The organism is Ruegeria sp. AG1, assembly GCF_056541705.1.
The window spans coordinates 25,364-38,103 of the sequence record NZ_JBQFYU010000011.1 but is presented as its reverse complement, the minus strand read 5'-3'; the positions used below and the strand labels follow the sequence as shown (position 1 = coordinate 38,103).

Below are 12,740 nucleotides of genomic sequence, written 5' to 3'. Positions count from 1 at the left end.
GAATTTGCGAATGTTGCGCTAGTTAGGACCGGAGCGGACACAATCTTGCGCAAAAACTGCGATTCGATACCTGTCTGCCCTTGGAATGTCAATAAGGCTGACTTAAACTGTAGATCGAGTAACGCATGAGGCATGATATGTCCGAAATCCGCCCCGCCCCGATTTATGGGGGCGAAAGCCTGTTATTCCTAACCGATGAGCAGTTGCGGCAGGGGATTGAGGCGATGTTTTTCGCCTATCGGGGGTTCACGGCGGATCCGGATCGTATCCTGTCGGACATGTCTTATGGGCGGGCGCATCACCGGGCGATCCACTTCATCAACCGCGCCCCCGGCACGACGGTCAACAACCTGCTGGCCATTCTGGGCGTGACCAAACAATCCCTGAACCGGGTGCTGCGGACGCTGATCGAAGACGGTATGGTCGAAAGCCGCGTTGGGACCGTCGACAAGCGCGAACGGCATCTGTTTCTGACGGAAAAAGGCCGCGCGCTTGAGGCGACATTGTCAGACGCCCAGCGCGCGCGGATGCGGGCTGCTTACAAGGATGCGGGGCCCGAGGCCGTGGCCGGGTTCCGCAAAGTACTTGAAGCAATGATGGATGCTGATATGCGTCATGCTTACAAGAAGTTGCGGGATACGACCTCATGAGCGATATGGATGCCCACCTGCTGATCGTCGATGATGACGAGCGCATTCGCGACCTGCTGAAGAAGTTTCTGATGCGGAACGGGTTTCTGGTGACCGCGGCGCGGGACGCGGCGCATGCGCGGCGTGTACTGTCCGGGCTGGACTTCGACATGATCGTTCTGGATGTGATGATGCCCGGCGAGGATGGTGTGAGCCTGACCAAAGCGCTGCGCGAGACCCACAGCACGCCGATCCTTTTGCTAACGGCGCGCGGCGAAACCGAGCATCGGATTGCCGGGCTTGAGGCCGGGGCGGATGACTATCTGGCCAAACCGTTTGAGCCGAAAGAGCTGTTGTTGCGCATCAATGCTATTCTGCGGCGGATGCCCGAAGCTCCGGCCCAGGATGCAGCGGCGAAAATCCTGACCCTTGGCCCGATCCGCTATGATATCGAACGAGGAGAGATGTGGCAGGGTGAGGACCCGGTGCGTCTGACCGCAACTGAAAGCCAGTTGATGAAGATCTTCTCGGCCAAACCGGGGGAGCCGATCAGCCGGGCAAAACTGGTTGAGGATCTGGGACGCGATAAGGGGCAGGCGCAGGAGCGGGCCGTCGACGTGCAGATCACGCGGTTGCGCCGCAAGATCGAACAGGACCCCAAGCAGCCTCGATACCTGCAAACCGTTCGCGGAGCAGGGTATATGCTGGCACCGGATTGACCGGGCCGCTGCGCGGCGATTTTATGCCTTCGGCGAGGATACTTTTAGCCAGATGAAGAGAGGATCCCGATGAAGACGGCTTTGTTGACCCATGCAGATTGTCTGGACCATGTGACCCCGGATGGCCACCCCGAGCGGGTGGCGCGGCTGGAGCATATTCTGCACGCGCTGGAGGCTTTGGATCTGGACCGCAGGACCGCTCCGATGGCGGCGGATGATGATTTGCTGCGGGTTCATCCCGAAGACTATATCGGTGATATCCGGGCCGCGCGGCCTGCAGAAGGGTATACACAGATTGATGGGGATACCTTTATGTCTCCGGGCTCGGTCGACGCCGCGTATCGCGGCGCTGGGGCCGTTGTTCGGGCGGTGGATCTGGTGCTGTCTGGCGAGGTCCCGAATGCGTTTTGCGCCATTAGGCCTCCGGGGCATCACGCTGAGACCGAAAAGGCGATGGGGTTTTGCCTATTCGGCAATGCCGCTTTGGGTGCCAAACATGCGCTAGATCATCACGAGCTGGCCCGTGTCGCGGTTGTGGATTTCGATGTGCATCACGGCAATGGCACGCAGGACCTGTTATGGGACGAAAAACGCGCGCTCGTGATCACCAGCCAGCAGATGCCCCTGTGGCCTGGCTCCGGTCGCCCCGATGAAACCGGAGCCTATGACACGGTTTTGAACATCCCCCTGCCACCCGCAAGCGGTGGGGCCGAGATGCGCGCAGCCTATGAGGCGCAGGCCTTTCCGCGCCTGAAAGCCTTCAAGCCCGAGCTGATCATTATCTCGGCTGGGTTTGATGCCCATCAGGATGATCCATTGGCCAATCTGAACTGGTCCACGGGCGATTTCGCCTGGATCACTGAGGAACTGTGCAAGATCGCCGATGAGGTTTGTGAGGGCCGTATCGTCTCGACTTTGGAAGGCGGGTATGATCTGAACGCATTGGCCGAGGCGACACGCGCCCATGTGGAAGAACTGATGAAGGCAGCACGATGACCGATACCCCCGTTGAGCAGATGACGTTTGAACAAGCGATGAAAGAGCTTGAGGCTGTAGTGGGCCAGCTGGAACGCGGTGACGTGGCGCTGGATCAGTCGATTGCGCTCTATGAACGCGGCGCGGCTTTGAAAAAGCGCTGCGAAGATGAGTTGAAGCGTGCCGAAGAGAAGGTCGCCGCCATCACGCTGGACGCCAGCGGGCAGCCAACCGGGACGACTCCAGTCGAAGGTCAGTAAATGTTTCGCGACAGGCTGGCGCAGGATGCGGCGCGGATTCAGAGCCATTTTGATATGGTTCTGGGGGCGCTTGACGATCTGGATGTGACGCGGGCCATGGCCTACGCCACCGAAGGCGGAAAGCGTCTGCGTGGGTTTCTGGTTCTGGAAAGCGCGCGCCTGCATGGCGTTGAGGCCGCTCAGGCAATCTGGCCCGCGACAGCCATTGAGGCTTTGCACGCCTATTCCCTGGTCCATGATGACCTGCCCTGTATGGATGACGATGACCTGCGACGCGGGCGCCCAACGGTTCACGTGAAATGGGACGAAGGCACCGCCGTTCTGGCCGGGGATGCCTTGCAGACCCTTGCGTTTGAGCTTTGCACGCGGCCCGAAGTTGGCAAGCCCGAGATTCGCGCCGAACTGGCGATGACTCTGGCCAAGGCAAGTGGGGCGCAGGGCATGGTTCTGGGGCAGGCACTGGATATTGCGGCTGAAACGGCCTCTGCCCCGCTGTCGCTGGACGAAATCACACGGCTGCAAGCAGGCAAGACGGGGGCGTTGATCGAGTGGTCCGCCTGCGCGGGCGCTCGGTTGGCGCAGGCCGATCCGACCCCGTTGCGCCAATATGCCCAAGCCCTTGGGCTTGCTTTTCAAATCGCCGATGACATCTTGGATATCGAGGGCGATGCCGAAAAGGCAGGCAAACGGCTGCAGAAAGACGCGGATGCAGGCAAAGCAACCTTTGTTTCGGTTCTGGGATTGGATGCAGCCAAGACCCGTGCAGCCGAGCTGGTAGGCGAGGCCTGCGCCGCGCTGGATGGGTATGGGGCCAAGGCTGAAACCTTGAAGGACGCTGCTCGCTTCGTTATTGCCCGGGACAGCTAAGCCAGGAACGCGCCAAATGTCTGACCGTCCGAATACGCCACTGCTGGACCTTGTAAACCGCCCTGCGGATCTGAAGCAGTTCTCGGACGCTCAACTACATCAGGTGGCGCAGGAATTGCGGGCCGAGACGATCTCGGCCGTGTCGGTCACCGGCGGGCATCTGGGTGCAGGCCTTGGTGTGGTTGAGCTGACGACGGCGTTGCATGCAGTCTTCGACACACCGCGCGACAAGATTATCTGGGATGTCGGGCATCAGTGCTATCCGCACAAGATCCTAACCGAGCGCCGCGACCGTATTCGCACCTTGCGCATGAAGGATGGCCTCAGCGGCTTCACCAAACGCAGCGAAAGCCCCTATGACCCGTTTGGCGCGGCGCATTCCAGCACCTCGATCAGTGCCGCGTTGGGCTTTGCCGTGGCGCGCGATCTGGGCGGTGTGACGCCCGAAGGGCTGGGCGATGCGATTGCGGTGATCGGTGATGGCTCAATGTCTGCGGGCATGGCGTTTGAGGCGATGAACAACGCAGGACACCTGCGAAAGCGCCTGATCGTGATCCTGAACGACAATGAGATGAGCATCGCGCCGCCCGTCGGGGCGCTGTCGACCTACCTGTCGCGCATTTACGCCGAGGAACCGTTTCACGAGCTGAAGGCTGCCGCCAAGGGCGCGGTCTCTCTGCTGCCCGAGCCGTTCCGCGAAGGGGCCAAACGCGCGAAAGAGATGCTCAAAGGAATGGCCGTTGGCGGGACCTTGTTCGAAGAGCTCGGGTTCTCTTACCTAGGCCCGATTGATGGGCATGACATGGACCAGTTGCTGCCGGTTCTGCACACCGTCAAGGCACGGGCGACGGGGCCGATCCTGATTCATGTGCTGACCAAAAAGGGCAAAGGCTATGCCCCGGCCGAGCAGGCCCGCGACAAGGGCCACGCAACCGCCAAGTTCGATGTGGTCACGGGGGAACAGAAGAAAGCGCCCTCAAACGCGCCGTCCTATACCTCGGTCTTTGGCAAAACGTTGGTGGAAGAGGCTGCACGGGATGACAAGATCGTTGCCGTCACTGCCGCCATGCCCGATGGTACCGGGCTGAACCTGTTCGCGGAACGCTACCCCTCTCGCTGTTTTGATGTGGCGATTGCCGAGCAGCATGGCGTGACCTTCTGTGCCGCGCTGGCTGCAGGCGGGATGAAACCCTTCTGCGCGATGTATTCGACATTCCTGCAGCGCGGCTATGATCAGGTTGTGCATGACGTGGCGATCCAACGCCTGCCCGTGCGCTTTGCCATCGACCGGGCCGGGCTTGTTGGCGCGGATGGGGCCACCCATGCCGGGTCGTTCGACATTGCCTATTTGGCCAACCTGCCCGGCATGGTCGTCATGGCCGCCGCAGATGAGGCTGAGCTGATGAATATGGTGGCCACCGCCGCAGCCCATGATGACGGCCCGATTGCGTTCCGCTATCCCCGAGGTGAGGGCGTTGGCGTTGACCTCCCCGAACGCGGCGAGGTTCTTGAAATCGGCAAAGGCCGGTTGCTTCAGAAAGGCGCGCGCGTGGCTTTGTTATCCTTCGGCACCCGTTTGGCCGAGGTGCAGAAAGCAGCCGAGGCGCTATCGGCACGCGGCATCACTCCGACCATTGCGGACGCGCGCTTTGCCAAGCCGCTGGACCGCGATCTGATCCTCGATCTGGTCGAAAACCACGAGGCGCTGATCACCATCGAAGAAGGCGCCGTGGGCGGCTTCGGCAGCCACGTCGCGCAGCTGTTGGCCGACGAAGGCGTGTTTGATCGTGGCTTCAAATACCGCTCGATGGTCCTGCCCGACATCTTCATTGATCAGGCCAGCCCGGCGGATATGTATGCGGTGGCGGGCATGAATGCCGAACAGATCGAGGCCAAGGTGCTGGAAGTACTGGACGTGGCCTCCATCGGCGAAAAACGCGCCTGAGCGGGGGTTTCATCCCAGCTCTTTCAACCCCAGCCGCACCGCGCGGTTGGGGTTTTGTTTTAGGATATGCGCGCCAAGGCGGCGGGCGAGGTCTTTGTGGCCTTTGCTGACGGCGCGTTTGAACAACTCGCGTTGATAGCGCGGGCTTTGCTTGCGGGCGCGCAGAAGGGTGTAGTAGTCCGCCTCGCTTAAGCTGCCATTCAGGGCCCCAAGAATGATCGGATGCAAAATGCCCATTTGCAGCAGCGAGGACCCCAGCCGGTGCCCCAGCAGCGGCGCGCGCAGATGTGAGACATTGGCGTTGGTGAATCGCGCCGCGTGGCCCGCATCCAGCGGCTCGTAGGGATCATAGAGGATTGACACCCGCCGCGCCGCCTGACTGACCTGCGCGGCATCGCCGTAAGGCCCGGTAAAGTCCCGATCCCATACGGTTTTATAGCGCGTCTCCCACGGCACCACGGACTTGTCGACCGTGCTTTGCGGTGAGATCGCAACCACATCGCAGCCCGGTGCCGCCGGAGAAAAGGCGCAGGCCGCATAGCCGCCCATCGAGGCCCCGTAGAACACAACGCGCTGAAACTGCGCAAAGAAACCGCTTTGCTTCAGGTCATCGAATTGGTCATAGACCCAGGGTTCACGATACCAGGTCCAGCCGCCTGCGATGGCGGACAGCATCGACCAGTTCTGCTCTTTGATGAACGCATATCCCCAGGGGCGGCGATCCGTCCTGTTGTTCATCGCCACGTCCAGATTATCGAAGGTCACCACCAGAGTATCCTTCGAGCGCGGCATAAAAAGCAGCGAATGCCCATTGTCGCCAGGCCGATACCAGCCGTCTTTGCCGGCCAGCTCGGTCGCAATGCGCGTCCAGCTGCTTTCTGCATCGGTGGGTTCAGGCGGTTTGGGCAGAACCTTTACGCGGGTGACCTCGTGCCCATCGACCTTGGAGGTGGCGATCTTTTCATTGGTCCCGAACGCCTTGAGGAATGGAAACGCGCCCGAGCCTTTGCGGATATCCATGAACAGCCGCGTGTCGGAATGCAGCATCCGGGTCAGGAATTTCTCAAGGAACGGCACCCTATAGTGATCGCCGAACCCTTGGAGATTGCACAGCACGTCCACCGGCTTCAGCTGGTCCTCAGAGGTGATGATTTCGATCCGGTCCCGGTCGACCTCGTGATCAGTGAGAAAGGCGACATAGTCGGCAATCCACGGCTCCTCTTCGGATTTGAACTTACCGCGACGGTTGACGTCGACCAGCTTGACGTCGCAATCGAACTTGTGATGCAGCGCAAGAACAAAGCTGCGCGCCTTGCCGGTCAGATCCGCAACCGAGCGGACCTCGGTCAGGTCGACCTCATCAATCAGCGCGCCGTCAAACACGGTGTGCCCACGCCCTTTGATCGGCGCGAGGACGGGGTTGATGCCCGTCTCGGCCACGAGCTTGGCAAGATATGTGCCCTTAGGCGGCAGGCCGTTGTGATGATTGCCCAACTGGCGCTTGTTCGAAGCCCACAGATGAAGTGCCGTGGTGTCTTCGGTAATCAGCTGCTTGGCCAACGCCACACGACGCATGAACTTGTAGCGCTCGGGGAAGGTGACCGGGTAGAAGGCGCTGACCGGCAGGGCGTGGTGCTCCAAACCCAACGCGTGAACAAAATGGGTTACCATCATCGGCCCCCAGACACCCCATGGCTGCTGCGAAATGTGAACCCGGTTACCGCTTTCCGCCGCCTGCTGCATGGCGCGCTGTTTCGCCTTCGGCAGGAACGGCGCGATGGAATAGCGATCCTCGGTGAAGTCCAGCATCTGGCGCAGCAGCTCACTGTCCGAAGGCATCCCCAGCACCGCGTTGTTGATCCGAGGCGAGTCCGGCAGCTCATACCCAAAGACAAAGTCGCTGTCATAGGTTATGGGGCGGTGGCAAAAGACATCCGTGTCGATCCAGATCATGCCGGGGCATTTTTGGATCATGTGCAGCCGGAACCAATCGGCGAACAGCGCGAAGGAGTTCTTCTGTTCGTATTTGATGAAATCGTCGGTATCTATGATCTCGCGCCCGTCGCGGCGGATCACACCATCAGGGACGTTGGGGATATCCTCGTAGGAAAACAGGGTGATCTTCTGCCCCTTATCCACAAAGGATTTCAGGCACAGCTGTTCAAGCCAACTGAGCGGGCCACCGATCCATAACGTGCCGATCTCGCGCGTGCGTGCCATCCGCGTATCCTTGTGCCTGCGTGTATTTTGGCACACGCGTCGTTTTCTTGATCCTAAGGTCTTGCGCCGCGCTTGGGTACCGCCAGATTACGCAGCAGGCGCGAATAGTTGGCCGGGCGTGACCTTGGTGCATCCCGTTTTGCGCCGCATAGGCAAGACCCAGGCGCCACGGCAGGCAAGCGAGCAGACAGTCATGAGCAACGAGACTTATACAGTCGTCTCCACGATGAAAAACGAAGGCCCCTACATCATTGATTGGGTGGCGCATTACAAAACGCTGGGCTTCGACCACATTCTGGTCTGCACGAATGACTGCACCGACCCCACGGTCGAAATCCTTCTGCGCCTGCAAGAGATGGGGCTGGTCACCCAGCACAACACGATCATTCGCGGCGGCGGCATTCACCGCTCGGCCCTGCGGCAGGCCTCGCGCCGCTATGACATCGTGATGGAGGCCAAATGGGTGTTTGTCTGCGATGTGGATGAGTATCTGAATATCCATATGGATGACGGCTCGGCCCGCGCGCTGGTCGAAGGGTCCGGTGCGGATGCGGATGTGATCTCGGTGCCGTGGCGGATTTTTGGCCCGGACCATATCGAGCGCTTCGACGATGCGCCCGTCACCCAGCAATTCACCATGGGTGAGTTTGAATGGGACGCGAAGGAGCGGCCCAACACAGGCAAATTCGTCAAATCCATCTACACCAACCAGCATAAATTCAAGCGGATGGGTCTGCATGCCCCGGTGTCGCTGGATGAGCATGTCTCGGACACCAAACGTGTTTTGCCCGGCGGCGCGGACTACGTCGTAGATGGTGTCCGCACTGAGAACCCGCCTCTGTTCACCCACGCGCAGGTCAACCACTATGCGCTGCGCTCGATGGAGAGTTTCCTGATCAAACGCGCACGCGGGCGGGCGAACCACAGCCACCACGTGCTGGGCATGGAATACTGGGACAGGTTCAACCTCAACGACGAGAAAGACACCTCGATCGAGCGCTACGCCCCACAAAGCAACAAGCTAGCGGAGGAACTGAAGTCGGACCCGGTTTTGGGCGATCTGCACGCGCGGGCGGTCGAATGGCACCGGCGCAAAGCAGCCTCAATGAAGCTGGATCCGGAAATGGATGAGCTGGTCAACAGGCTGAAAGCCGCGCTTTAGGCTCTAATGCTGGGTTTCCCCGTCATGATCGACGGTAAAGAACCAATCCTTGTCGGGGTCGCGCTCCAGCACGTCATCCGGAATGGATGAGGGGCCTTTGAGGAAAATATTCGCTCCGAAATGCCGGTGCAGACGCGCAAGCTTTTCAAGGCGCGCGCCTGTCAGTTCGGCGTAGAAAGCGGCGTAGTTCGGTGTGGCCTTCAGTTCCGCGATCTTGGCGCGGTGGCGATCTACCGAATCGGCATGCGCGGCGGCGATCTCGGGATCGCTGAGCAGCCGATCCAGTTCAGCCCGCATCGCTGGCACCATACGCGCGATAGAGTGATCCTCGACGTAGTTGTTGTTCATGCGGAACCAGTAGGCGAGGCCCTGATCCCGCTCAACGTGGTTCACCCGGCCCCTGTCGCGCTTGACCAGAAAGCTTTCGGCCGAGCGGACGGCGTAGTGGTTCAGCTGCACAAGATCATAGCCATAGGTGTTGATTGTGGACCGCCAGCCATTGCGAAACATCGAACGCGGCATCGGCGCGCCGGATCCGTTGACCCAGTTGATCTCCTCCCACAATTGCGGATTGAGGCCCTTGGGGCGATGTACGCCCAGCTTTCGGAACAGACCGATATTGCGAAACAGCGTCTTGAAACCCCAGGCCTGATGCGGTTTGCGGGCATATTCGGGGGCGCAGCGCTGGAACTGTTCGATGATGGGCCTGTCTTCGAACCCGTGTAGGTCTCCGTTACCGAACAATCGCCAGGTCATCGCGATCATGTTGGCGTCAGGCACGGCGGCAAACAGCGCGTCCAGAGTGCCGTCGCCGCATTTGATGTTCACGTATTCATCCACATCAATGCAGGCGACCCACGTCGCGTCTTTGACGATCTGCTCATCATCCGCGGAATGCAGGGCCGCGTGCTGCGGGCGCATGTCCATCTGACGAAACGGGTTGTTGCGATGCTGAACCAGGCCCTTGCTTTGCAGCATCTCCAGCATCGTATCGGTGCCGTCGGTGCAGTCATTGGTGTAGATCAGGAAGTCATCGAACCCAATGGCCCGATGATAGGCGAGCCATTCCAGAATGAACGGGCCTTCATTCTTCATCGTAGTCACGATGGCACACCGCCCGCGCCCTGTTTCCTTTGAGGTGACCTCCAACTCGGGCATCCGCACTGGCTTGTACCCCCAGGTCGTGACGGATTGGTGCAACAGCGGCTCATGCTCGATCAGAGAGGTCTTGGGCACGATTTTCGAGATCGAGCGTGTCGGGTGTCGCAACAGCATGTGACGGTAGAACCCCATAGTTAGGGTCGAATCCGGGCGCGCATTTCCGACCCGGACCAACCGCCAGACCGCATCAGGGGCAGACTTGGCCGGCGCGATGCACCAGCGCTGCCGACCGCCCGTGGCATCGAACTGCACACAGATATGATCACCGAAATGCGCCTTTTGTCCCGCACGCACGCGCCACGGATAGCAATGCCGTCCGAACAACGCGATCAGTCCACCCTCGGATGCAACGGCTGCGTCGAAGACGAATGTATCTGTTTCGACCATCAGATCATGCACGTCGATATTTGCCACGGCGCGCGCCTGCGCCAGAAACCGTGTGCGCAAGATCTCATAGACCGAAAACGCGCCAAGCGGGCTGTCCCATGGGCTAGGGGGCGGGACCTCCATCCGGTCCTTGCCCGGAGACTCGCTAACGCAAAACGGGTGCGCCTCGGGTGGCAGGTCGGGTTTGCCCAGCGGCACCGGGCTTTGGACCAGAACCACCTGACAGGGCAAGGCATGGCTTTCCAGACCCTCGCGAAGCGCGGCGGCAAACCCGTCCTCGGCACCCGGAGGGGCTCGGTCGAGGATCACCGCGGCCTCAAGCCCCTGCGTTTCGATATGATAGGCCAGCCACTGCAACACGATGTCAGCGCTTTCGCCGTTGCGTTGGGCGATGAAGGCGTTCTGCCCGTCAAACAGCGCGCATTCCGAGGGCGCACAGTTCAGATCAAAGGCCTCCCCGCAGATCGTAAATCGAGGGTGGGCGTCCTGCGGCAAGCGATATCGCAGGATGCGCGCGTCGCCCACGGCGCCTGCCTCCTCAGCTACGCTGCCCTCAGGGGGGATGACTTCCTCAGCCGCAATCAAACGATCAAAGAACAACGTGACGACCTGCGCGCCGCCATCCTGATGCACGACCGCATCGAGCAGGATCGCAACACCCAAATCCTGACCTGCAAACTGCCGTTCGATCAGCCCCATCACTCAGCCGCCTTTGACAAAAGCGAGATCTGTCGGGCAACAAACGCAGCCCCCTCTTGAGCGGAGGGCGGGATGCTGTTGACCAACCCTAGGCGGAACTCCAACCGCACGGCCTCGATATCTTGCTGCAAAGCCGCATAGGCGGCACGGTGCCAGTTCAGGCAGGCCTCATGCGCGGCGGCTACGCCGGGCAAACCCATCAGATCGGCATAAACAGCGCGGGTCGTGTTCATCATCGCGGCAATGCTTGTCTCTTCGACCGTGTTCCAGTTGCGCTCGGCCCAATAGGTCATTCCGATCTCGCGATCCATGTGGTTCGGCAAACCGCGGGCGCGTTTAACCATGAACTCCTCACGCGAGCGCAGGGCATAGTGGTTCAACCAAACCTGACGCGCGCCCATTGGCAGACCATAGAGCGAAATCGCGCCATCATTCCCCGCGAAACCCGCAGGCAGGTCCGCCGCATCCGGGCCGATCCAGCGCGCGGGTTTTGACGGTTTGCTGCGGGGCCGATGCACCCCCAGCTTTTGAAACGCCTCCGGGCGGTGGAGCGTTTTGAACAGGTGGCCGAGCGGAAAATGCAAATCCTCGGGCGCGGCTTGTGTAAACCTTTCGGGCGTCAAACCGCTGCCACGCTGTACTTGACCACCCGCGCCAAAGAACCGCCATGGCAGGGCAAGAGCGTCGAAGGACCCTGATGCTGCCTCAAACCGGGTCAACAAATCCGGCAGAGTGACATCCCGCAGACACAAGAATTCATCACAATCGAAAAACAGCGCCCAATCGGCCGAAGCGTAAGCTGGGTGATCCGAGGCCAGTTTCAACGCCTGCCACTGCACCGCCTTGTTGCCTTTGGGGGTGAAGGGCAGATGATCAATCCGCACATCCTGGGCCAGCGCCCGCAACAACGTATCCGACCCATCCGAGCAATCGTGGCTCAGCACCAGAAACCGGTCGACGCCCGCCGCAAGGTGATGAGCCAGCCATTCCACCAGAAACGGCCCGTCATCCTTCTGACATGTGATGCCCAATAGGGTCATGCATGACCTCTGACTGCTCTTGGTCTTTTCATCCACTTATAGGCAGATCGGAACAGGAAAGCCACGCGGTTGATCAGGGAATGGTTCCCTTGAGCAGCGCAAAAAACAACGCCCCGCGTCTGGAGGAACGCGGGGCGGGTGTTGCGGCAGTCAGGGAGGAGGAGACCGCCGCAGGAACTTAAGGCGCGTTAGTTCACGGCCTTGGCATCAACCACATCTTTTTCGATGGCCTGACCCGAGGAAATCTGAATCCGGCGCGGTTTCAGCGCTTCGGGCATTTCGCGCTTGAGGTCGATGTTCAGCATGCCGTTCTCATGGCTGGCACCTGTCACGCGAACATGGTCGGCCAGAGCAAATCGGCGCTCAAACGCACGGGTGGCGATACCGCGGTGCAGATAGCTGCGGTCCTTGTCCTCGGCGGCTTTCTTGCCAGCCACGATAAGTGCGTTTTCCTTCACTTCGACGGACAGGTCTTCTTCGGAAAAACCGGCGACAGCGACGGAAATCCGATAGGTGTCGGCGTCGGTTTTTTCGATGTTATATGGGGGATAGCTGGGCTGTGCCACGTCGTTGGTCAGAACGCGGTCCATCATGTCGGCGATCTGGTCGAAACCAATGGTGGCGCGGTGCAGCGGTGCAAAATCAAATGTACGCATGTGTCGTTATCCTCATCCTC

11 protein-coding genes are annotated in these 12,740 nt (G+C 60.2%); 7 read left to right on the top strand and 4 right to left on the bottom strand.

The annotated features are described in order from the left end of the window. Positions 1 to 137: 137 nt before the first annotated feature. The 6 genes from ACR0B5_RS16600 to dxs all read left to right on the top strand — a co-directional run bounded on the left by ACR0B5_RS16600 (position 138) and on the right by dxs (position 5,395). Positions 138 to 650 carry a MarR family transcriptional regulator gene (locus ACR0B5_RS16600; protein WP_170459388.1) on the top strand — a complete coding sequence of 171 codons (513 nt, stop codon included), beginning with the start codon at positions 138 to 140 and terminating at the stop codon, positions 648 to 650. Continuing rightward, complete coding sequence (locus ACR0B5_RS16595; RefSeq protein WP_170379735.1) at positions 647 to 1,348, top strand: response regulator; 702 nt, start codon at positions 647 to 649, stop codon at positions 1,346 to 1,348. The genes ACR0B5_RS16600 and ACR0B5_RS16595 overlap by 4 nt, the downstream gene beginning before the upstream one ends. A 69-nt stretch (positions 1,349 to 1,417) precedes the next feature. Then, entirely contained in the window at positions 1,418 to 2,344 is a 927-nt protein-coding gene (locus tag ACR0B5_RS16590; RefSeq protein ID WP_480541924.1) for a histone deacetylase family protein, read from the top strand. Continuing rightward, a complete protein-coding gene (locus tag ACR0B5_RS16585) occupies positions 2,341 to 2,583 on the top strand; it encodes an exodeoxyribonuclease VII small subunit (protein WP_170484940.1) in 243 nt (80 codons plus the stop codon). The genes ACR0B5_RS16590 and ACR0B5_RS16585 overlap by 4 nt, the downstream gene beginning before the upstream one ends. Further along, positions 2,584 to 3,450 (top strand): polyprenyl synthetase family protein, encoded by an 867-nt coding sequence (locus ACR0B5_RS16580; RefSeq protein ID WP_480541922.1) that lies wholly within the window; start codon positions 2,584 to 2,586, stop codon positions 3,448 to 3,450. Between the two features lie 16 nt (positions 3,451 to 3,466). Further along, a complete protein-coding gene (gene dxs / locus ACR0B5_RS16575) occupies positions 3,467 to 5,395 on the top strand; it encodes a 1-deoxy-D-xylulose-5-phosphate synthase (protein ID WP_480541920.1) in 1,929 nt (642 codons plus the stop codon). A gap of 9 nt (positions 5,396 to 5,404) precedes the next feature. Here dxs and ACR0B5_RS16570 read toward each other — a convergent pair whose 3' ends face one another. Next, positions 5,405 to 7,615, bottom strand: a complete 2,211-nt coding sequence (locus tag ACR0B5_RS16570) for a glycosyltransferase family 32 protein (protein ID WP_480541918.1) — start codon at positions 7,613 to 7,615, stop codon at positions 5,405 to 5,407. 193 nt (positions 7,616 to 7,808) lie between these two features. Between ACR0B5_RS16570 and ACR0B5_RS16565 the strand changes: the two genes are divergently transcribed. Then, positions 7,809 to 8,777 carry a glycosyltransferase family 2 protein gene (locus tag ACR0B5_RS16565; protein ID WP_480541916.1) on the top strand — a complete coding sequence of 323 codons (969 nt, stop codon included), beginning with the start codon at positions 7,809 to 7,811 and terminating at the stop codon, positions 8,775 to 8,777. Positions 8,778 to 8,780: 3 nt separating this feature from the next. Here ACR0B5_RS16565 and ACR0B5_RS16560 read toward each other — a convergent pair whose 3' ends face one another. The 3 genes from ACR0B5_RS16560 to ACR0B5_RS16550 all read right to left on the bottom strand — a co-directional run bounded on the left by ACR0B5_RS16560 (position 8,781) and on the right by ACR0B5_RS16550 (position 12,720). Further along, on the bottom strand, positions 8,781 to 11,024 hold the full coding sequence (locus tag ACR0B5_RS16560; RefSeq protein WP_480541914.1) for a glycosyltransferase family 2 protein: 2,244 nt from the start codon (positions 11,022 to 11,024) through the stop codon (positions 8,781 to 8,783). Then, a complete protein-coding gene (locus ACR0B5_RS16555; RefSeq protein ID WP_480541912.1) occupies positions 11,024 to 12,064 on the bottom strand; it encodes a glycosyltransferase family 2 protein in 1,041 nt (346 codons plus the stop codon). The genes ACR0B5_RS16560 and ACR0B5_RS16555 overlap by 1 nt, the downstream gene beginning before the upstream one ends. Positions 12,065 to 12,252: 188 nt before the next feature. Further along, positions 12,253 to 12,720: an Hsp20 family protein gene (locus ACR0B5_RS16550; RefSeq protein WP_480541910.1), complete on the bottom strand. Its 468-nt coding sequence runs from the start codon at positions 12,718 to 12,720 to the stop codon at positions 12,253 to 12,255. Positions 12,721 to 12,740 lie beyond the last annotated feature (20 nt).

Coding starts and splice junctions, on each gene's coding strand:
- ACR0B5_RS16600 (WP_170459388.1), top strand. CDS start 138: ATGTCCGAAATCCGCCCCGCCCCGATTTATGGGGGCGAAAGCCTGTTA.
- ACR0B5_RS16595 (WP_170379735.1), top strand. CDS start 647: ATGAGCGATATGGATGCCCACCTGCTGATCGTCGATGATGACGAGCGC.
- ACR0B5_RS16590 (WP_480541924.1), top strand. CDS start 1,418: ATGAAGACGGCTTTGTTGACCCATGCAGATTGTCTGGACCATGTGACC.
- ACR0B5_RS16585 (WP_170484940.1), top strand. CDS start 2,341: ATGACCGATACCCCCGTTGAGCAGATGACGTTTGAACAAGCGATGAAA.
- ACR0B5_RS16580 (WP_480541922.1), top strand. CDS start 2,584: ATGTTTCGCGACAGGCTGGCGCAGGATGCGGCGCGGATTCAGAGCCAT.
- dxs (WP_480541920.1), top strand. CDS start 3,467: ATGTCTGACCGTCCGAATACGCCACTGCTGGACCTTGTAAACCGCCCT.
- ACR0B5_RS16570 (WP_480541918.1), bottom strand. CDS start 7,615: ATGGCACGCACGCGCGAGATCGGCACGTTATGGATCGGTGGCCCGCTC.
- ACR0B5_RS16565 (WP_480541916.1), top strand. CDS start 7,809: ATGAGCAACGAGACTTATACAGTCGTCTCCACGATGAAAAACGAAGGC.
- ACR0B5_RS16560 (WP_480541914.1), bottom strand. CDS start 11,024: ATGGGGCTGATCGAACGGCAGTTTGCAGGTCAGGATTTGGGTGTTGCG.
- ACR0B5_RS16555 (WP_480541912.1), bottom strand. CDS start 12,064: ATGACCCTATTGGGCATCACATGTCAGAAGGATGACGGGCCGTTTCTG.
- ACR0B5_RS16550 (WP_480541910.1), bottom strand. CDS start 12,720: ATGCGTACATTTGATTTTGCACCGCTGCACCGCGCCACCATTGGTTTC.